The 20,927-nt window shown below is 41.0% G+C and carries 18 protein-coding genes and 1 tRNA gene; 2 read left to right on the top strand and 17 right to left on the bottom strand.

The window, feature by feature from the left end:
* Positions 1 to 94 precede the first annotated feature (94 nt).
* The 4 genes from C0J00_RS01005 to rpsB all read right to left on the bottom strand — a co-directional run bounded on the left by C0J00_RS01005 (position 95) and on the right by rpsB (position 5,222).
* Entirely contained in the window at positions 95 to 2,533 is a 2,439-nt protein-coding gene (locus C0J00_RS01005; RefSeq protein WP_104967143.1) for an ATP-dependent Clp protease ATP-binding subunit, read from the bottom strand.
* Entirely contained in the window at positions 2,533 to 2,994 is a 462-nt protein-coding gene (locus C0J00_RS01000) for a CtsR family transcriptional regulator (RefSeq protein WP_104967142.1), read from the bottom strand. The genes C0J00_RS01005 and C0J00_RS01000 overlap by 1 nt, the downstream gene beginning before the upstream one ends.
* A 194-nt stretch (positions 2,995 to 3,188) precedes the next feature.
* Positions 3,189 to 4,229: a translation elongation factor Ts gene (gene tsf, locus C0J00_RS00995; protein ID WP_104967141.1), complete on the bottom strand. Its 1,041-nt coding sequence runs from the start codon at positions 4,227 to 4,229 to the stop codon at positions 3,189 to 3,191.
* Between the two features lie 231 nt (positions 4,230 to 4,460).
* Entirely contained in the window at positions 4,461 to 5,222 is a 762-nt protein-coding gene (rpsB, locus tag C0J00_RS00990; RefSeq protein WP_104967140.1) for a 30S ribosomal protein S2, read from the bottom strand.
* A 199-nt stretch (positions 5,223 to 5,421) separates the two neighbouring features.
* Here rpsB and C0J00_RS00985 point away from each other — a divergent pair.
* Positions 5,422 to 5,492, top strand: a tRNA-Cys gene (locus tag C0J00_RS00985).
* A 308-nt stretch (positions 5,493 to 5,800) separates the two neighbouring features.
* Complete coding sequence (polA, locus tag C0J00_RS00980) at positions 5,801 to 8,437, top strand: DNA polymerase I (protein ID WP_104968794.1); 2,637 nt, start codon at positions 5,801 to 5,803, stop codon at positions 8,435 to 8,437.
* Positions 8,438 to 9,065: 628 nt separating this feature from the next.
* On the opposite strand, the gene C0J00_RS00975 is transcribed toward polA, so the two are convergent.
* From C0J00_RS00975 to C0J00_RS00915, 13 genes are all read right to left on the bottom strand, one after another.
* Positions 9,066 to 10,019, bottom strand: a complete 954-nt coding sequence (locus C0J00_RS00975; RefSeq protein ID WP_104967139.1) for a S66 family peptidase — start codon at positions 10,017 to 10,019, stop codon at positions 9,066 to 9,068.
* 155 nt (positions 10,020 to 10,174) lie between these two features.
* On the bottom strand, positions 10,175 to 10,945 hold the full coding sequence (locus C0J00_RS00970; protein ID WP_104967138.1) for a hypothetical protein: 771 nt from the start codon (positions 10,943 to 10,945) through the stop codon (positions 10,175 to 10,177).
* Positions 10,946 to 11,106: 161 nt separating this feature from the next.
* On the bottom strand, positions 11,107 to 12,729 hold the full coding sequence (gene groL / locus C0J00_RS00965; protein WP_104967137.1) for a chaperonin GroEL: 1,623 nt from the start codon (positions 12,727 to 12,729) through the stop codon (positions 11,107 to 11,109).
* 153 nt (positions 12,730 to 12,882) lie between these two features.
* Complete coding sequence (gene groES / locus C0J00_RS00960; RefSeq protein ID WP_104967136.1) at positions 12,883 to 13,167, bottom strand: co-chaperone GroES; 285 nt, start codon at positions 13,165 to 13,167, stop codon at positions 12,883 to 12,885.
* Positions 13,168 to 13,310: 143 nt separating this feature from the next.
* Positions 13,311 to 13,601 (bottom strand): PTS fructose transporter subunit IA, encoded by a 291-nt coding sequence (locus C0J00_RS00955; RefSeq protein ID WP_104967135.1) that lies wholly within the window; start codon positions 13,599 to 13,601, stop codon positions 13,311 to 13,313.
* Between the two features lie 20 nt (positions 13,602 to 13,621).
* On the bottom strand, positions 13,622 to 14,455 hold the full coding sequence (locus tag C0J00_RS00950; RefSeq protein WP_104967134.1) for a PTS system mannose/fructose/sorbose family transporter subunit IID: 834 nt from the start codon (positions 14,453 to 14,455) through the stop codon (positions 13,622 to 13,624).
* 1 nt (position 14,456) lies between these two features.
* Positions 14,457 to 15,314, bottom strand: a complete 858-nt coding sequence (locus C0J00_RS00945; RefSeq protein WP_104967133.1) for a PTS mannose/fructose/sorbose/N-acetylgalactosamine transporter subunit IIC — start codon at positions 15,312 to 15,314, stop codon at positions 14,457 to 14,459.
* Between the two features lie 24 nt (positions 15,315 to 15,338).
* The gene (locus tag C0J00_RS00940) at positions 15,339 to 15,833 is read right to left on the bottom strand and encodes a PTS system mannose/fructose/N-acetylgalactosamine-transporter subunit IIB (protein WP_104967132.1); all 495 of its coding nucleotides are present in this window, start codon (positions 15,831 to 15,833) and stop codon (positions 15,339 to 15,341) included.
* Between the two features lie 95 nt (positions 15,834 to 15,928).
* Positions 15,929 to 16,366, bottom strand: coding sequence for a PTS sugar transporter subunit IIA (locus tag C0J00_RS00935; RefSeq protein ID WP_104967131.1), 438 nt, complete (start codon positions 16,364 to 16,366; stop codon positions 15,929 to 15,931).
* A 270-nt stretch (positions 16,367 to 16,636) separates the two neighbouring features.
* The gene (locus C0J00_RS00930; protein WP_104968793.1) at positions 16,637 to 17,935 is read right to left on the bottom strand and encodes an ABC transporter substrate-binding protein; all 1,299 of its coding nucleotides are present in this window, start codon (positions 17,933 to 17,935) and stop codon (positions 16,637 to 16,639) included.
* Positions 17,928 to 18,608: a response regulator transcription factor gene (locus C0J00_RS00925; RefSeq protein ID WP_104967130.1), complete on the bottom strand. Its 681-nt coding sequence runs from the start codon at positions 18,606 to 18,608 to the stop codon at positions 17,928 to 17,930. The genes C0J00_RS00930 and C0J00_RS00925 overlap by 8 nt, the downstream gene beginning before the upstream one ends.
* Positions 18,609 to 18,624: 16 nt before the next feature.
* Positions 18,625 to 19,929 (bottom strand): sensor histidine kinase, encoded by a 1,305-nt coding sequence (locus C0J00_RS00920; RefSeq protein ID WP_104967129.1) that lies wholly within the window; start codon positions 19,927 to 19,929, stop codon positions 18,625 to 18,627.
* Positions 19,929 to 20,894, bottom strand: coding sequence for a substrate-binding domain-containing protein (locus C0J00_RS00915; RefSeq protein WP_104967128.1), 966 nt, complete (start codon positions 20,892 to 20,894; stop codon positions 19,929 to 19,931). Before C0J00_RS00915 ends, C0J00_RS00920 begins: the two co-directional genes overlap by 1 nt.
* Positions 20,895 to 20,927 lie beyond the last annotated feature (33 nt).

Raw genomic sequence — 20,927 nt, 5'->3', positions numbered from 1 at the left:
TCTTATGAAAGCTAGCTCAATAGCTAGTCAATCTCATAAGAACTCCTAGGTGTTATAACACCCATTACAGTTGATGAAAAGTCAAAATTCAGCATCAAACCACATCAAACTTAAGCTTACCTTGTTTGACACCTATCTTGAGGGTATTGCCTGTGGCTAATTGTCCTGAAAGAACTAATTCTGCTAGGTGGTCTTCGACTTGGGTTTGAATGGTGCGACGAAGTGGGCGAGCTCCCATTTCGATATCGTAACCATCTTCAGCCAAGTGTTTAAGGGCTGATGGTTGGAATTTTAAGACAATACCTTTCTCAGCTAGCTGCTTGATTAACGGTTGAACCATAATCTTAACGACTTCTCTCATATGGTCTTGTGTCAAGCTGTGGAAGACAACCTTCTCATCAATACGGTTGATAAATTCAGGACGATAAGCTTTTTTAAGCTCTTCCAAAATACGTTTTTCCATAGCATCATGGTCATGTGAGAGATCCTGAACGCCAAAGCCAACAGTCTTATCATCACGAAGAGCTGTAGCACCAAGATTTGACGTCATGATGATAATCGTATTTGAAAAATCCACTTTGCGTCCACGACTATCCGTCAACATTCCATCATCCAGCACTTGCAAAAGAACATTGAAAATATCTGGATGTGCCTTTTCAACCTCATCAAATAAGAGGACAGAATAAGGTTTCTGACGAACTTTCTCTGTTAATTCTCCCCCTTCATCGTAGCCGACATAACCCGGAGGAGCACCGTTAAGACGTGAGGCGGCAAATTTTTCCATATACTCAGACATGTCAAAACGAATGAGGGCTGATTCATCATCAAAAAGGACTTCCGCCAAAGCCTTAGCCAACTCCGTCTTACCAACTCCAGTTGGCCCCAAGAACATGAAAGATCCGATAGGACGTTTACCAGTCCTAATACCCGACTGGTTACGACGAATGGCCCGACTAATCGCCGAAATCGCCGTATCTTGCCCAATCACACGCTTATGCAACTCTTTTTCCAAATTGAGATACTTCTGATTGTCAGCCTGTGTCATTTTTTCCACAGGAATTCCTGTTAGACGACTGAGGGTAGACATGATGTGCTCTTCGGTTACCTTGATAACTTTTGGAAGAGCAACCTTCTCTTCCTTCTTGAGCAAACGAGAGACAGCTTTAAAATCACCATCTAAAAGGGCTTCATCAATAGGAGATAACTCTACTTGCGCTTCTTTTTTAACCATGGTCTGAACCGTGGCACTGGCTTCATCCATCAAATCAATGGCAGAATCAGGCAGGTTTTTACTAGTCATATAACGGTGAGCAGACTTAACCGCTGTCATCAAAGCTTCATCTGATAGTGACACATGATGATAGGCTTCATAACTCGGACGTAATCCTTTCAAAATCTCAAAAGCATCTGCAACTGATGGCTCTTCAATAACAATTTTAGCAAAACGACGCGATAGAGCAGCATCTTTTTCAATATGTTTTTGGTACTCTTCTTGTGTTGTAGCCCCAACCATGTGGAGGGTTCCACGAGAAAGAGCAGGCTTTAGGATATTAGCCGCATCAAGTGTGCTATCAATACCACTACCAGAACCCATAATAGTATGCATCTCATCCACAAAAAGAATGATATGACCATCGGCTTCGATATCATCAATAATTTGGTTCATACGCTCTTCAAAGTCACCACGGAAACGCGTTCCCGCAACTACACTCATCATGTCCAATTCAAGAACGCGCATGTCGCGTAACTCATAAGGAATCTCACCGCTCGCAATACGTTGTGCTAATCCATAAGCTAGGGCAGTTTTACCAACACCAGCATCACCAACTAAGACTGGGTTATTCTTGGTTTTACGGCTAAGCACCTGTACCATGCGAGAGACTTCTTTGTCACGACCAACAACTGCTTCGAGTGCTCCAGCTTCCGCCATGGCTGTCAAATCGCGAGTAAAATCCGATAACTCACCTGCAGTTGACGGTGGTTTCATCATATCTGTAAAATTATTCGCTTTAGGACGTTTTGGTTTTTTCAATTCATGAATGGCCTTGACTTGGTCTTTCGTAAAACCAGCATGCTTCTCTAAACCTTGGCGAATACTAAAAATTGAAGCGCCTTCGCCATCATTTTTTAGTTTGAAACCAGCTAACTCAAGGACACGGATAGGCATCCTGTCAGGACTTAAAAGCATAGCCATGAGAACATGCTCCGTACCGACTTCATCATCTCCAGTAATAAGACTAATTTGCTCCGCAAAAGCCAACATATCAGCCGTTGCAACTGATTGTTCATGAAAATCAAAGTGATTGATACTATCATCAAAAGTCTTTTCTGACGCTAAAATAGCTGCTGCAAAATAATCATTCTCACCAGTTTCGCTATCGAATTCTCGGAAAGTCAGCCCTGCAATTGTTTCATCACTAGAAATCAATCCAAGTAAAAGATGCCAACTTTCTAAGAGCTGACAAGAAAATCGTGTAGCAATAATTTGAGACAGGCCAAAAACATCCTGCATTTTTTGTGAATACTTAACCATTATGATTCCTTTTTCCTATCTAAACGATGGAGGAGTTTTTTTAACATGCGAGTTCTGATAAAAGGAGCTTCTTGTCCTAACACAGCATCAGACGTCATCGATAAAAGTATATTACCTTCTCGCTCTGTAATAACATGCTCTTCAAATAAAAGCTGAATCAGATCATCAAACACCTGCTGACTCACCCGCTCACCAATCGTTGCCATTAGAGAGCCAAGTAGCTGATGATTATCCGAGAACTTAACCTTTGCAATGCGGATATAGCCACCTCCGCCACGTTTACTCTCAACCAAGTAACCTCTACTCTCAGTAAAGCGTGTCTTTATGACATAATTAATTTGACTGGGCACAACTTGAAAAGACTCAGCAAGATGGGATCGCTTGATTTCGGTCATACCTGACTGCCCCAGTAACTGTTTGATATACTCTTCAATCTGGTCCGAAGTATTTTTTGATGGCATTAAAGACTCCCTTTCTCACTTTGACTATAACTGACTATCATTATAGCAAAATTTAGCGTTATTTTAAACTGAAACCTTTACGCTTTTTACTAAAACACAAAAATGAGTGACGTTCTATCGTTTTCAACTAACATAAAAACACCTCCGTTTCCCTAAAAGAGAAACAGAGGTGTCTGAGATTAACAACTAATCAATTATTTACCAAGAGCCGCTGCCATTGTAGCTGCAACTTCATTTTCAAAGTCGTTTGAAGCTTTTTCGATACCTTCACCAACTTCGAAACGAGCAAATGCAACAACTTTAGCATTTACTGATTCTAGGTATTGCTCAACAGTTTTGCTGTCGTCCATGATGTAAACTTGTGCAAGAAGTGTGTACTGTTGGTCAACTTTAGTGTTGTCAAGCATGAAGCGGTCCATTTTACCTGGGATGATTTTGTCCCAGATTTTTTCTGGTTTACCTTCAGCTGCAAGTTCAGCTTTGATTTCTTCCTCAGCTTTTGCAATCACTTCATCAGTCAACTGAGATTTTGATCCATACGCAAGGTGTGGGAGAGCTGGTTTGTTAACCATAGCACGTGATTCGTTGTCTTGATCGATAACGTGGTTCAATTGTGCCAATTCATCTTTGACAAATTGCTCATCAAGCTCAGTGTATGAAAGAACTGATGGGTTCATTGCAGCGATGTGCATTGAAACTTGTTTAGCAAGTGCTTCGTCGCCACCTTCGATAACTGAGATAACACCGATACGTCCACCGTTGTGTTGGTATGCTCCGAATGCTTGGTCATCAGATTTTTCGATAACTGCGAAACGACGGAATGAGATTTTCTCTCCGATTGTAGCAGTTGCGTTAACGTATGCTTCTTCAAGTGTTTCACCTGAAGCCAATTTAACTTTAACAGCTTCTTCGTTGTTAGCTGGTTTAGCTGCTGCAAGTGCTTTTGCAGTTTCGTTAACCAACTCAACGAATTGAGCGTTTTTAGCAACAAAGTCAGTTTCAGCGTTAACTTCAACAACAGCTGCAACGTTACCGTCAACATAAACACCAGTCAAACCTTCAGCAGCTACACGGTCAGCTTTTTTAGCTGCTTTAGCCATACCTTTTTCACGAAGCAATTCAATCGCTTTGTCGATATCGCCATCAGTTTCAACAAGTGCTTTTTTAGCGTCCATAACACCAGCACCAGATTTTTCACGCAATTCTTTAACGAGTTTTGCAGTAATTTCTGCCATGAGTAAATCTCCTCTTTTATTTTATAAAACAAGAGGACAGAGCAGGAACGCTCTGCCCTCTTGGGTTGGTTCAAGTTTTAGATTTGTACTTTTATTCAACTGTAGAGCTGAATGGTACACGGACTAATTGTACACGAGCTAAAGACTTGGGAATTTAGATGATCTTCCTAACAAATCAAGATTTGTTGCCAATCTCCTAAACTTCTATCACCTTTTAATGCTCTTAGTAACTTATTTACCTTCTACAACTTCAACGATTTCTTCGATTGATTCTGCACTTGCTTCTTCTTGGAAGTCAGCACCAGCATCTTCGCCTTGGTTACCTTCGATAACCGCATCAGCCAATTTAGAAGTAATCAATTTAACGGCGCGAATAGCATCGTCATTTGCTGGGATGATAACATCGATCTCATCTGGATCAGCGTTTGTATCAACCATAGCTACAACTGGAATACCAAGTTTTTTAGCTTCTTTAACAGCGATTTGTTCTTTATGTGGGTCAACGATGTACATAACATCTGGAATACGAGGCATGTCTTCGATACCACCCAAGAATTTTTCAAGACGTGCACGTTGTTTGTTCAACAATGCAACTTCTTTCTTAGGAAGAACTTCAAAAGTCCCATTTTCTTCCATAGCTTTGATTTCTTTCAAACGTGCGATACGTTTTTGGATAGTATCCCAGTTTGTAAGAGTTCCACCCAACCAACGGTGGTTGATGTAGTATTGACCAGCACGAGTAGCTTCTTCTGCTACTGCTTCAGCTGCTTGCTTTTTAGTACCAACAAACAAGATAACTGCATCGTTTGCTGCTGCGTCACGAATAAAGTCGTAAGCTTGGTCAGCCAATTTTACAGTTTGTTGAAGGTCGATAACGTGGATACCGTTACGCTCAGTAAAGATATACTTAGCCATTTTAGGGTTCCAGCGACGAGTTTGGTGACCAAAGTGAACACCAGCCTCAAGAAGTTGTTTCATTGAAATTACTGCCATGAGTAGTTTCTCCTTTATGTTTTTTCCTCTTCCAGCCGTCAACTTGCAAGACCACCACGAGGGCAACAGCCTCACAATGGAGCCAGAATGAGTATTTATTGCCTAAGCAACTAGTATATGATAGCAAAATTCATATGAAAATGCAACTAATTCTATGCTTGACTCAAAAAGAGTTTTAAGGTAGAATATAATCTGTTATGGCGGTATAGCCAAGTGGTAAGGCACGGCTCTGCAAAAGCTTGATCGTCGGTTCAAATCCGTCTACCGCCTTTCAATACCTGATTTGACAGGAATTAACCGAATGAAAAGCCCGATTTAACGGGCTTTTTTGATTTTCCGTTCGGTTAAATTCGGATAAATACTGACAAGTTGGTGGGCAAAAATTGCTTTTTACATTAACTACTTAAAGTTGACTTTAATTTCTTTGCCAACTCCTACAAGCCAATTGGGACTTTTAAAACTCTTACCGATACTCTGGGAGCTTGTACACTCCCAATGATCTCCTTCCGAATAGGTAAAGGAGCACCACTTAGGTGCTTTTTTCATTTCTATCAGTTCTTTTCTGCTATAATAGAAGCATGACAAATGCGAAAAATAAACTTCTTTTAATCGACGGTTCTTCCGTTGCTTTTAGGGCTTTCTTCGCCCTCTATAACCAGATTGACCGCTTTAAAAATGCTAGTGGTCTCCACACTAATGCGATTTACGGCTTCCACCTCATGCTAGACCACCTGATGGAGCGTGTTCAACCGACTCACATTTTAGTAGCTTTTGATGCGGGCAAAACTACTTTCCGTACGGAGATGTACGCCGACTACAAGGCCGGTCGTGCCAAGACTCCTGATGAGTTCCGTGAGCAATTTCCATACATCCGCGACATGCTAGCAGCTAGAGGTGTCCCTTTCTATGATTTGGACAATTATGAAGCCGACGACATCATCGGAACACTCGATAAAATGGCTGAACTGGATGACTTCGACGTTACCATTGTTTCTGGCGATAAGGACTTGATTCAACTGACCGACCAAAATACGGTTGTTGAAATTTCAAAAAAAGGGGTCGCTGAGTTCGAAGAATTTACCCCAGCCTACCTCATGGAAAAAATGGGGATCACACCTGAACAATTTATCGATCTCAAAGCTCTCATGGGAGATAAATCTGATAACATCCCCGGAGTCACGAAAATTGGTGAGAAAACTGGACTCAAACTGCTTTTGGAGCATGGCAGTCTCGAAGGGATTTACAACAATATCGATGGCATGAAGCAGTCTAAGATGAAGGAAAATCTCATTAAGGACAAAGAGCTAGCTTTCCTTTCTAAAACGCTGGCTACGATCAACACCAAGGCACCTATCACTATCGACTTGTCAGATACTGTTTATATGGGGCCAAAGGTTGAAGAGCTAGCTAAATTTTACGATGAGATGGGCTTCACCCAGTTCAAAAACGCTTTAGTTGGCCAAGCTGAAACGCCTACCTTTGATACTCCATTTGAAGAAGTTAGCACCGTAACTGACAAACACTTCAGCGACCAAGACTTCTTCTACTTTGAAATGCTCAATGACAACTATCATGTTGAAGAGATTATCGGTTTTGCTTGGGGAACCAAGGAAACCATCTACGCTTCCACAAATCTTGACTTGCTACAAGAACCAGCTTTTCAAGAAGCGCTAGCTAAACCTATGCAAACCTTTGACTTTAAACGCGTCAAGGTCTTACTATCTCATCACGGCATTGATATCCCAGCGCCTCGTTTCGACAGTCGCTTAGCCAAGTACCTCCTATCAACCGTTGAGGACAACCAACTCTCAACCATCGCTCGATTGTACACAGCCCTGCCTTTGGAAAATGATGAGGTTGTTTATGGTAAAGGGGCCAAACGCGCTGTCCCTGAAAAAGAGGTGCTTCTAGGGCATTTAGCTAAAAAAGTTCAAGTTCTCATCGAAAGTAAGGAACCAATGCTTGCCAAACTCGAAGAAAATGACCAAATCGACCTTCTCTTTGATATGGAGCAACCGCTGGCAAATGTTTTGGCAAAAATGGAAATTGCCGGTATCAAAGTCAATGGTGGTACCCTAGCAGAAATGGCACTGGAAAATCAGGTGTCTATTGATAAACTCACCCAGGAAATCTATGAGATTGCTGGGCAAGAGTTTAACATCAACTCACCAAAACAATTAGGTGTTCTTCTTTTTGAAACCATGGGATTACCTTTGGAATACACCAAGAAAACCAAAACTGGCTATTCAACAGCCGTTGACGTGTTGGAGCGTCTAGCTCCTATTTCACCAATTGTGTCTAAGATTTTAGAATACCGCCAAATCACTAAACTCCAATCCACTTATTTGATTGGCTTACAAGAATACATCCGTGACGATGGTAAAATCCACACGCGCTATGTCCAAGACTTGACGCAAACTGGGCGCCTCTCATCAACAGACCCTAACCTTCAAAATATCCCAATCCGTCTGGAGCAAGGTCGTCTAATCCGCAAGGCCTTCACACCATCAACTGACAAAGCTGTTCTCCTAAGCTCTGACTACTCTCAAATCGAGCTCCGCGTTCTCGCCCACATCTCAGGTGATGAACACTTGATTGACGCCTTTAAACACGGTGCGGATATCCATACCTCAACGGCTATGCGTGTCTTTGGCATTGAGAAGCCAGAAGATGTGACCAGCAATGACCGTCGCAATGCCAAGGCAGTTAACTTCGGTATCGTTTATGGTATCTCTGACTTCGGTCTTTCTAACAACTTGGGCATTCCACGCAAACTAGCTAAAGAATACATTGAGACTTATTTTGAACGCTATCCAGGTATCAAAAATTACATGGAAACGGTCGTTCGTGAAGCCAAGGATAAAGGCTATGTAGAGACGCTCTTCAAACGCCGCCGCGAATTGCCAGATATCAATTCTCGCAACTTCAACGTGCGTCATTTCGCAGAGCGTACCGCTATCAACTCACCTATCCAAGGAAGTGCTGCGGACATTCTCAAAATTGCCATGATTAACCTTGATAAAGCTTTGATAGACGGAAACTTCAAAACCAAAATGCTCCTTCAAGTGCACGATGAAATCGTCCTAGAGGTGCCAGAAGATGAGATACCTGCTATCCAAAAACTCGTCAAAGAGGTTATGGAAGCTGCCGTTGAGATGACGGTACCACTTCTGGCAGAAGAATCTTACGGACAGACCTGGTACGAGGCTAAATAGATGAGCTTTTTCATCTCTTTGCTTTCACCTCAAACAAAGGAAAAGAAGGGTTGGTCAAACGTCAGATCAACAAGATTTTATGAAACGAACACATCAACTTAGCTGATGAGAGAAGACTATTAATCAATTATTCTAAAAAAAACTTCCGTCTGTTAAGGTTTAGTTTAGGAAAGATTTGTATACTCTATTTATCTCCTAAAACTTTTTCATAATCTCCTAGCTAGACTTGCATTGGCAGGTCTAGCTTTTTTTATAACTAGAAAATCTATACTCGAAGAAAATCAAAATCTGGCTAGGAAAGGAGCCACAGATAGAACTTGAAGTTCATAACAGCAAACTTGAACAACGTTAGATTATGATTTTCAATGAGTATTAACGATGCTAACAACTTCAACAACACATTTTGCTTTATTCATCAAAAGACTTAACATTTGCTTCATAACCTGCATCTCTCGATTAAAATCGTTTACCAAATCTTTTCAACTCGTATCTTCACCGTTAGACTAGGAACGACATTATTTGAAGAAAAATCCTTTAAATATTTGTACAAAAAAGCATCGTATCAAGTAGTTCAAACACTTAATACGATGCTTTTTGAGTTCAGATGATTTTTTCTAAACTTTGTTTTTTATTCTTGAATATGGATTGATAATGTATCCACGTCAACCGTCACTTGAGCACCGATGGTGATGGTAAATAAGGGTTGGGTATGAGCAAAATCAGTATCGTAAATCACAGGGATGTCTTTTAAAATTGGGTGCTTATCTAAAATGTAAAGCAAGAGCTCTGGTGTCATCTGACACTCTTTAGGAAAACGGCCTAAAACAAGAGCTTTCGGATGAGGATAAGCCTGCAAAATAGCTGCTAGGTTGCGATCAAATTCGAAATAATCATCTTCTTCGGCTTCTTCTAAAAAGAGGACATAAGACTCCGGTTTCGGTGCATAGGGAGTGCCTCTTAAGAGCCCAAAGGTTGACAAATTACCACCGATTAACGTTCCACTAGCTTTACCTGAGTTATATGATTTCCACTCTGTTGGCATGAAATGACGAGGTTGACTAGGGTCATACCAAGGGTCACTAGACCACTCAGAACTAGGTTCCAAATCATAAGCTGTATGTCCAAGAGCCTTTAACCAAGACTCACTTTGATAAACTTGCCCTTCAACCATTTTAAAACTAGAATAAGACGGTCCCATGTAGGTTTGAAGGCCTGTTTTGGCATAAATAGCATTTAAAATAGCCGTGGTATCTGAATAACCACAGATAGGCTTGGGATTTTTAGCGATTAAATCATAGTCTAAATAAGGCAAGAGTTCATTCGAATTAAAACCACCAATCGTGGCTAGAATCCCATCGACCGAGTCATCTGCAAAAGCGGCATGTAAATCGGCTACGCGACTCTCAATGGAAGCCGAATCAAGCATATCATGCTCCAAGTAATGCTCTGAAAATGATAAGAAAAAGCCTAATGCTTCTAAAGTCTCCTTAGCAGCTAAGTTGGCTTCAAAGCCACCAATGTGCTCAATGGAAGCTGACGGACTAAGAATACGTAGATGACTGCCTGGTTTTAATACTGACATAATTTGACCCTCCTAAAGCTTTTCATGATTATAGCACAAGTTTGGGAAATAAGAAAGCGACTTCAAGTCTGATGATCGCAGTTGAGAAGGATGGTCCAAAAAGAAAACAAAAAGAGACTAAAGCTTCCACCCTAGTCCCTTTAGTGCTTTCTTGCCTAGTTGCCAGTAATGGCTTTTGATAAATTGGCACTGCTTTTGCCGTCCATGACTGAAACGACCTTATTGTCCGCAAACTGAACGATATTGGATTGCCCCTTATCATCCTTCCAAGTAAGACCCGTTGAGTTCATCTGGTAAGAAATCGTTGAAGGCATTCCTAATCTGTCAATCACTTCCTTAGGTGTACTACCCTCACGAACAGCATTAACAGCCGTTTCTGAAATAGTCTCCCCTTTTTTGAACTCAAATGTCTTAGAGCGAGCAAAATCGCCACTTAGCATCAGCATAATCCCTGCATTTTCTGTCTGCCAAACCACCATTCCATTTCCCACATCAGCCGTAGGCTCTCCCAATTTTTCAACTATCTGTGCATAAGGTGTTGGGTTTTCGTTCTCTTTGCCTGTTTTAACTTCTTTAGTAGTGCCATCTTCGCCTGTCACCGAAACATGCAAAGCATTATCTAACACAATAGCTTTAAACCCTTCCCATTCGGAAACCCCTGACAACTGCCCTTTTTCCGTCAAGACATCTTCTAGAGGCGTCATATCTGTTGAGGAACTCTCTGTTTCAGAAACTGTAGATTCTGTTTTCTCCTTGCTGGATGTACTTGAACTCTTCGATGAAGATGATGACTTAGCTTTTTTAACCGTCTTAGACGACGAAGCTTTTGGCGCATCCTTCTCTTTCGAAGACTCCTGCCCTGATGAGCAAGCTGCTAAGCTGAGGGCAGATAAAAAAACAATCCCAAACCAAACCTTTTTCTTCATATAAAACTCCTTTCGATTAGAATTGTACCACAGTTCTGATTTGAAATCTTATTCAAAAAGTATCTAACCCCTATTTTCATAGATGACAAACCAGTTAGATAACAAGTAATACTTGATGACAAAAATGACCTTGAATCAAATCATTCAAGGTCATTTTTAGATTACATCATCCCACCCATTGGGTCCATGCCTGCTGGCATAGCTGGTGTTTCTGGTTCTGGTTTGTTAGCCACAACGGCTTCTGTTGTCAATATGAGGCTTGCTACGGAAGCTGCATTTTGAAGGGCTGAACGGGTTACTTTCACAGGGTCGATAATACCTGTTTCAATCATATCTACCCATTCACCAGTCGCTGCATTAAAGCCTGTTCCGACTGGGCTGTTTTTCAATTTATCAATGATAACAGAACCTTCGTAACCAGCGTTATAAGCAATTTGACGAACGGGTTCTTCAAGCGCACGAAGGACGATGTTACGGCCCGTTGCAGCATCACCTTCGAGTTCAAGAGCGGCTACTTTTTCAATGACATTAACAAGAGCTGTTCCACCACCGGCAACAATACCTTCTTCAACGGCTGCACGTGTCGCATTGAGGGCATCTTCAATGCGAAGTTTCATTTCTTTGAGCTCTGTTTCAGTAGCTGCACCAACTTTAATCACAGCGACACCACCAGCTAATTTAGCAAGGCGTTCTTGCAATTTTTCACGGTCAAAGTCTGATGTTGTTGTCTCCAATTGTGACTTAATCAGGTTAACACGATTAGCAATAGCTTGAGCTTCGCCAGCACCTTCAACGATAACAGTGCTGTCTTTATCAACAGTGATTTTAGCCGCTTGTCCAAGCGCAGCCATTGTTGCATCCTTCAATTCAAGACCAAGGTCTTCTGTAATCACCGTACCACCAGTCAAGACAGCGATGTCTTCTAACATGGCTTTACGACGGTCACCAAAACCAGGTGCTTTGACAGCGACAACATTGAAGGTACCACGAATCTTGTTAAGCACAAGCGTTGGGAGGGCTTCGCCATCAACATCATCAGCAATGATGAGTAGTGGACGTGTTGTTTTGAGAACTTCTTCAAGGAGTGGTAGGATGTCTTGGATGTTTGAAATCTTCTTATCTGTAATCAAGACAAATGGATTTTCAAGGTCAGCTACCATTTTCTCGTTGTCAGTTACCATGTATTGTGACAAGTAACCACGATCAAACTGCATCCCTTCAACGACTTCGAGTTCTGTTTCCATACCACGAGACTCTTCAATAGTGATAACACCATCGTTACCTACGCGCTCCATAGCTTCAGAGATGTACTCTCCAACTTTTTCAGAACGTGATGACACCGCAGCAACTTGAGCGATAGCTTCTTTTCCTGAAACAGGCTGTGAAATGTCTTTAAGATCCGCAACTGCAGCGGCGACTGCTGATTCAATCCCACGACGAATACCAATTGGGTTGGCACCAGCTGTGACATTTTTAAGCCCTTCACGGACAATTGCCTGTGTCAAAACAGTCGCTGTAGTTGTACCATCTCCGGCAATATCATTGGTTTTTGAAGCGACTTCAGAAACCAATTTAGCACCCATGTTTTCAAAATGGTCTTCTAATTCAATTTCTTTTGCAATGGTCACACCATCATTAGTAATAAGTGGTGACCCAAAAGCTTTTTCAAGGACAACATTACGTCCTTTAGGACCAAGCGTTACCTTGACTGTATCTGCTAAAATATCAACACCGCGAACCATACTCTCGCGAGCATCTGATGAAAATTTAATGTCTTTTGCCATAATTAAGATATAAAGGGCGTTAAGCGGACAATAGCAAAATAGGGAACCTGTTGACGACGCGAGCGTCTAAACAAGGTTCATCTTTTTGCAGCCGTCCGTAGCCCGTATTCAGTTAAACTTAGCACGAGCTAGCCCTATCTCCTTTCTATTCCTTTATTCTACAATCGCTACAATATCTGATTCACGGATAATAGACACTTTTTGGTCTCCATCTTTGACGTCAATTCCTGAACCATTTTCAACCAAGACCTTATCGCCAACAGCAACACTTGGCGTTACTAAATCACCAGTAATGGTACGGATACCTTGTCCGACAGATACCACAGTAGCTGTTTGTGTCGCTTCATGAGAAGCACCAGCTAAAACGAATCCACCTACTGATTTTTCTTCTACTTCTTCAAAGGTTACGACCACGCGATCACCTAAAGGTTTTAACATAAATACGCCTCCATACTATTGATAAAAATCTTTTTAGCACTCTTTATCACCGAGTGCTAATCACAATATTTATTATAACACTTGGTCAGCAATCATCAAAGTAAAAAACGCTAAAAACAAAAATGTTTTTAGCGTTTGATAAACTAGCGTGATTGTCCTAGTTTGCATTCAAAATCTTCAATAACTTTCGAGACATTTTTCTTACCTCGATAAATACCATAACCAAATAGTATCATACCTAAGCTACCGATAATAAGTAAAACAAGACCAAATATTGTCAGCCAAAGATTAACCTGATGAAAGATGTCAAATAAAACCACTCCAACACTTGATACAATAAAGAATAGGGAGAACCATCGTCCTAAATTTTCAATCATATGTTTTTGGTAGGCAATTTCTGTCTCATAACCTTTAATCATGTTTTGAGTCATCATTAAAGCACTACTCCTTATAACTAGTAAGAAAGACCTGGATCAAAGAATCCAACAAGTACACCGACAAAAGCAATAACCACTAGGAGAAGCATAACCTTGATAGGTGACATATTTTTCTTAGCCATTAACCACCAGCAGAAAACGATAAAGATAGCTGTCAATAATCCTGGATACACAGCATCCAACTGATCTTGCAAGACTAAATAAGGTTTCTTAGCACTTCCTAAGCTGAAAGATGTTTTGACAGATACCCATGTTGCGGCAACCGCTCCGATAACCATACCACCGACAATTCCGATAGCTTTACGAATGGCAATCCCTTGAGGACCTACTAGGAATTCTACAGCCTTATCCCCAAGCTCATAACCTTTGAAGTAGGCAAAACGCATACCAAAGTAAGCTAGTAAATTCCAAACAACGATATAGAAAATCGCACCTGCTGGAGAGCCACCTGTTGAAAGACCAAGCGCAATTCCTAATAGAACTGGAATCAAGGTTCCGACAATCAATGAATCCCCGATACCTGCAACTGGTCCCATAAGACCGGCACGCATCCCGTTGATAGCTTCATCGTCAACAGGTTCTCCATTGGCACGTGCTTCTTCCAGACCAGCAGTCACACCGACAACAACCGTACCAAGTTGTGGTTCTGTATTAAAGAAAGCTGTGTAGGTTTGCATGGCATTCTTTTGAGATTCCTTATCATCATAGAGTTCTTCAATAATTGGAAGCATTGATGTTAGGTAACCAAAGGTTTGCATGTGCTCTTGAGAAAAGCAAGTTAAATGTCCATAATACCAATGATGGAAGGACTTAGTCAAAGTCTTTTGGGAAATTTTCTTCATATCTGCCATCTTAAATATCCTCCTCTTCTTCATCATCTTCCAGCTCTGCTACGGCTGCAACGAGACGAGAGTTTGCCTTCAATTTTGCCATATCAATTTCATAGAACAAGAGGGCAAAGATAAGGGAAATAACCGCACTGGCTACCAAGTTCAAACCTAATGATGCAGCCAAAGTAAATCCAACAAAGAATGGAATAAAGTCAGTGACTTTTTCAACCAATTGTTTCAATAAGATAGCAATCCCCACACATGGCAGGAGAGCACCAACTGTAAAGAGGGTTTTCATTGCAATACCATCCATAGGGAGGGCTGTTTGGAGAGCTGTTACAGCTGACGCCCCTAATTTACACATGATAAGTGTTGGCAAGAATGAGAAAAGGAAGTGTGAAATCCAAGGAAGACCCCAGTCAACCATGTAAAGTTTTTTGAAGTTTCCCTCTTCAACGGCCTTCCAACCAATGTGTTGCCAAGCCAAGTTCATCGTTGCTGTACCATAGAAAAGTACGGTACCAATTGTACCTACAAGAGTTCCCATTGATTTGGCAAGGTCAGCAGCTTCACCTGAACTAGCAGAAATTCCTTGCGCCGTAATGGCAACCATGGCAAGCGGGATACCAATGTAAGACACCGCACGAACGTCAGCAGATACTGTCCCACCAGGTGTTACCAAAGCGATATAAACCAATTGCATGGCAACCCCACAGACAATCCCTAATTTTATGTCTCCTAAAATGAGACCACAGACAAGTCCTCCGACCAAGGGACGACCAAGAGTATAGTTACCAATACTTGAACCACCCATCCCTGGCATAGATGCTAAACTAGCAAATAGACCAAGTAAGGCAGCTTGAAACCATGATATTGTCATCATTTATCTCCTTTTTAAAAATGATTAATAACCGAATTTACTTCTAAAATCTGACCAGTAGCCAATCGATACATCTGGTAAAAGTTGGAATTTAACACGATAACCAGCTTTTTCAATTTCTTCAATAGCCGCAGCTTCTTCAGGTGTAATAGACTGGTTATTGCCGAGTTTAATAGCTCCTGGGCGATCATTGGCTGGACCAACGATAATTTCTTTAACATCTCCTGGAACAAAGCCTTGGTCAACCAAGATTTTTTTCATGTCCAAAGGATTTTTGGTAATCACAAAATAGCGGGTATCTGAATCCAAAACTTTTTGCGATTTTTGTCCAAAAGCATCAACAGTCCATACAAAAGTTTTCTTATCAGAAGCTCCTTTATAAGCTTGGGTAAGAACTTTGTTTGCTGCTGCGGCATCATTAACGGCAATCAATCCATCGCATGGATACTCTTTCGCCCAACGGGTCACCGTTTGCCCGTGAATCATACGGTCATCAATACGCACAAATGAAACTGACATAATATTTTCCTCTTTTTCTTTTATTTCCAAAAATAGACCTGATAAGTCTGAGATAACTTAGTATTTTTTAGCATTAACTCATAAGGGAGCAACAATTAAATATCATCATCCTCGTCGTTATCGGTAGTTGTAGCAACTTTGAACTCTTGTAAGGCTGCAGATGCTTCCGGCAGTACTGCTGCTACAAAAGCATCTCCTTCAAGGGCATCTTTCATAACAACCGATGTCACCGCCATAGGAAGGTTCATCCCTCCCAAAACAGTCGCTGTTAGTAACAAACCTTTTTCATCTAAGATACCCAAAATCGTTGTTAATGGGCTACCACCTACGATATCTGCTAGGACTACAACACTATCTTCGAGGGTAAGAGACTCAAGAGCCGATCGTACCTCGAGGGCAAACTCATCAACTGAAGAACCATTTCTGAGTCCTACTGCAATGACCTGATCCATCTTATCTTCAGCAAACATGGCTAAGGAACTTTTTAACCCTTCTGCAAAGCCACCATGACTGACAAGCACTAAATACTTCATATTTTTTCTCCTTTTGTTACCTTTATTCTAGTTATTTTGGAAGCGTTTTTTAATTGCTAGATGTCATATTTATATATGGAAAGATGTCATCAGAAAAAATGACATTTGTCATATCGCAAGAGACTGCTGTCAAAAATCACAACAAAGGCTTACTATCCTGTCTCTTAATATCATGACAATCCTTACCATATGTCCTAAGATACAAGATCTGGCTAGAGACAAAAAATGCTTGAAACCATATGGTCTCAAGCATTAGGAAGATCTGCTATTTCATCGCAGACTCTGTGCTAGTTTCTTTTCAATCATTGCAAGATCTGTTTCGATCGTGCCATTTTTAAGAGATTGGTTAATTAAGTAGTCGGTTTCCTCATAAACGGCATTAAACTGTTTAAATTTGGGCAAATTAAAGCCATCTCGTAAGGTGTGATCCAGCATCGGAGCCGTTAAAGAATCACTTCCAAAAGTATCTTCCTGTAGTAATTGTTGCGTTTCTTGTGAAATCATAACTGTTTTTAAAACAGAAGCTCCTTGAGACTGTTTGACCAATGCTTGCTGAGAGTCATTATCATAAGTCAATAATCGCAACAATTCCCAGGCCAATGCCGTTTTTTTAGTACGAGCCGATATGGCAAATAGTGATGTCTCAACTTGCGTCGCCTTTGATTCTGCTCTTCCACTTGGCATTGGGACACAAGTCCACTCGAAGGTTGTGTATTTGGCGATATGGTAAGGATAAGGTTTATAGGTCCGATATTCCGCTAAGGTCATGGGTCTAAAGACAACCTTTCCTTGGTCAAAATCCTGAGCTGATACCTCATAATTGCCAGATAAGGAAGTCAAATTCATCATCAGAGTCATGGCGTTCTTAGTAGCAGTGGTATTGAGATGTACCTGATCTCCATTAGCATTAAAAATCGGATCCCCATAGGCAGCCATAGCATTTTGCCACTCATAGTCGACAAGACCAAACTGATCTAATTGCCCATCACCATCGACATCTTTGGTTACTGCCTTGGCCATCTTGTAGAAATCCGTTACACTCCAATCGGACTCTGGAATACTAAACCCCGACTTTTCTAACAGATCCTTATTAATACACATCATGATGGGGTTGCTCTCAAAAGGAAGAGCATACTGATCACCATGATAATTACCCGCTTGATAGGACACCTTATAAAACCGATCGTCGTCAAAGCCCTTGCTAACAAATGGCTCCAAGTTTTTTAAGGAGCCAAGAGAAGCCAGTAAGTTAAAATCCTTATCTGGAACCATAAAAAGATCTGGCTCCTCTCCTTTGGCCATCTTTTCAGCTAACCAATCCGAATAATCAGACTGACGAATGCCGCTCTCATAGACAACATCAACCCCAGGATGTTTTTTCTCAAAACGGTCAATAATGTCATCCAAGACACGATTGTCTTGTCCCTGTGGGACACCCCAACTAGACCCCTCGTGAATACCTAAATAAAGTTTGATCTCTTTGGGACGATTGAGCCAAAAAAGCACTGCAGAAAAAAGAGTGACCAAAACGACAAACAAAACAAGCTTAAAAGATTTTTTCTTAACCATCATCTCTACCAAAATCTTTTGTCGTCACGCCCGTCTGAACTGACCAAATCGCAAGCTGTGTGCGATCTCTTAGATTTAATTTTGACAAGACATTAGACAGGTAATTTCTCACCGTTCCTTCAGATAAAAATAACTTTTGGGAAATTTCCTTATTAGACAAACCAAAACCCACCTGTTGGATGATTCGCCACTCTGCTTTGGACAAATGAGAAATCTCTGTCTCGTCAACTGTAATGGTAGTTTCTTGTTGAGGAATTTGCGAGAAAGCTTTAAAGACTTTGGTAGCAATATCCGGATTAATCATAGCACCGCCATTATAAACTGTCTGAATGGCATGGTAGAGTTCGTCCATCGAAACACCTTTCAAAAGATAGCCCGAGGCACCATATTTCAATGCCGAAAAAATAAACTCATCATCATCAAATGTCGTTAATATGATGATCTTGACCTGAGGGTAACGTTGCTTAATCTCTTTGGTACAGACCACACCATCCATTTTAGGCATCCGAATATCCATCAACATCACGTCCGGAACAGCCTTTTCCAGAGCCGATAAAACTGAAAAACCATCTTCGACAGAGGCTAAAACATTAATATCATCATGTGCTGACAAAACGATGGTCAGGGACTCTCGAATCAATTCTTGATCATCTGCTATCATTACATTTATCATCTAACTGCTCCTTGTTTTATCCTTTGGGGAGATGAATTTGGGTAGTAAATCCATGTTCACCATTAAAGTTTGCTGAACCACCAATAATGGCTAGACGTTCTCGCATTTGCATAAGGCCATAACCAAAAGTGATCTCTTCTGCACCGACACCGTTATCTTGTATGGTCATCATGTAGTCACCTGCTTCATACAAGTGAATATCTACCTGACTAGCATGACCATGACGGACCGAATTCGTTATGGACTCTTGTACGATCCGGAAAATCACATCCTCAGCTGCAACACTGAGATCAATGGTCTCCCATTCATAGGAAAAATGAATCGTAATCTGCGAAATCTCTTGGTATTCCTTGATAATTTTGCAAAGAGCATCTTTCAAGGTTCTGCCTTCTAGAGCATCCGGTCGGAGCTTGTTCAAGGACCGTCTAACATCAACAATGCCTGCTCGCACAACTTCAGAAACACTCCCTAGTTGCTCCTTAGCCTTTTGAGGATTAATATCAACTAAGACACGGACAGCATCTATCCCAGCAGAAATCCCCGTTAAGGCATGACCTAAAGTATCATGGATTTCCCTCGAGATACGCTTTCGTTCTCTATCTTCTGTAATTTTCTCCGTCAAAGCAATATAGCTATTTAATTCTGCATTGACTTGAGACACCATGCGTACCTCTTCTTCGAGGTGGTGTTTTTCCGTGATGGCATACATGATATAAGAAATCAATGACACAATAAAAACAATCAAATTCAGAGAATTCAGTAAGTTTTTGATAACAATCAGCGAAATACGCCAGTAAAAAGGCAAAAAACTAAGGTAAGTATCAACCGCTGGCAAAGGCATAATTGATGAAATGACATTGACATCCGTCAGCAAAAGCAGACCAAAACTAAGAAAAAGAAAGACCAGCCAATAGCGTTTATCAAGCAAGGTATAGAGGTCTTTGGAATGATAGAAGACATCCGCAAAAACCAACAGGAGAAAACCATTATAAGAAAAGTGTAAACTGATTAATAATCCAATGGCAGTCAGTAACTCAAAAACAACCCACTTGTCCCAAAATTCACTCAATTTTTGAGATTTCAAATAATCACGATAGCAAATCACTCCCATTAAGGTAAAAAAGAAGCTCACAGAGCTGATAAAAATGAAACTCGGCTTGTAGGGTACCGCCGTCAACTTCTCGAGAAGTGCATGACTATCACCGCTGTTGCTGATTAACTGTGTCGAAAAAAGGTAAACAGAGGCATAGAAAATAACAGCTAAAAAATTAATCCCCATAAGCAGATATTTACTAAACTGTACTAATTTCAATCGTTTCACTATTGCCACCCCTTGAGATCATAACGATCTATGTTATTTTTGGTAATCAACTCCACCGGTACCACCACCTTAGAAGGGACAGCTTTTCCTTTAGCAGCTCTAAGAGATAGGCGAGCTGCTTGATGACCCATAGTGATCGGAGACTGAGCCACCGTTGCTGCCACCGAATCAGTGGTATCTAACAGACTTTTCATATCAGGAGACCCATCAACACCATAGACTAAAACCGACTCTTTAACATCATGTTTATCCAAAGCCGCTACAGCTCCAATCGCTGCCAGATCATTGAGAGCCATGACCACGTCAAAGGACTGAGAGTCGTTCAAAAAACTCTCCACAGCTGGCATAGCTACCTCTGTTTGACCAAGACTCTCTTCTCGTCCAACAATATGGTAATGAGCATCCTTAGAAATCCTATCAACAAAACCTTGAATGCGCTGATTTCCTGAAACGGCATCACGATGCTCCAATAAAAGGATCTTAGCATTGTCACGCTTGGACAGAAGATTCTCTGCAAGGAGCACACCAGCTTGGTAATTATCCGAAACAATGGTTGACGTTGTCTTAACACTACTAGAAAGTTGACTGTCTACGACAATGACCTTTATCCCAGATTTCTCTGCCTTTTTCACCATCCGATGTGTCGCTGGATCATCGCTTTTAACTGGATTTAAGATGATCACATCCATACTATGATCGATGAAGTATTGGATTTGTTCTACTTGCTTTTGACTATTCAAAGCAGGATCTCGCGTATAGACGGTTCCCCCTTTTTCAGTAATCACTTTTTCAATTTCAGCATTGATAATCTGATAAAAGGGATTATTCATGGTCATATAAGTTGTCCCCACTTTCAAACGACTATCCATGACCTTATCTATTTTTTGATTCACATAAACAACCGTGGTTAAAACCAGAACCATCAAGGTTAACAAAAACCCTAAAATCGTTTTAATTGAGTGCATACTTCTCCGATCATTGTCCTACGATAGCATTTG

It is taken from the genome of Streptococcus pluranimalium, assembly GCF_002953735.1.
Classification (GTDB): Bacteria; Bacillota; Bacilli; order Lactobacillales; family Streptococcaceae; genus Streptococcus; species Streptococcus pluranimalium.
This window is presented reverse-complemented; position numbering and strand designations above follow the sequence as displayed.